The sequence below is a fragment of the Mesorhizobium sp. genome (genome assembly GCF_004962925.1).
Classification (GTDB): domain Bacteria; phylum Pseudomonadota; class Alphaproteobacteria; order Rhizobiales; family Rhizobiaceae; genus Mesorhizobium.
The window spans coordinates 1-344 of the sequence record NZ_SUEO01000410.1 but is presented as its reverse complement, the minus strand read 5'-3'; the positions used below and the strand labels follow the sequence as shown (position 1 = coordinate 344).

The 344-nt window shown below is 67.7% G+C and carries 1 pseudogene; it reads left to right on the top strand.

From position 1 onward, the window contains the following. Window positions 1–344 (top strand): annotated as a pseudogene (gltD, locus tag E5W87_RS35440) (glutamate synthase); the annotation flags it as partial.

Genomic DNA, 344 nt, shown 5'->3' with positions numbered 1-344 from the left:
CCGATCCAGTCGGTGGCATGGCCATCGCGCCCGATCGTTGCCGGCGGCCAGCATGTCGTCGTCGTCGGCGGCGGCGACACTGCCTCCGACTGCGTCGGCACCGCCTTCCGCCAGGGCGCGGTGCGCGTCACCCAGCTCGACATCCGGCCGCAGCCGCCGGAAAAGGAAGACAAGCTGTCAGTCTGGCCCTACTGGGCGACCAAGATGCGCACGTCATCCTCGCAGGCCGAAGGCGCCGAGCGCGAATTCCAGGTGGCGACGCTTGAATTCATCGGCGAAGACGGCCAGCTGACCGGGGTCAAATGCTGCGAAGTCGACGAAAAGCGCAAGCCGATCGCCGGCAC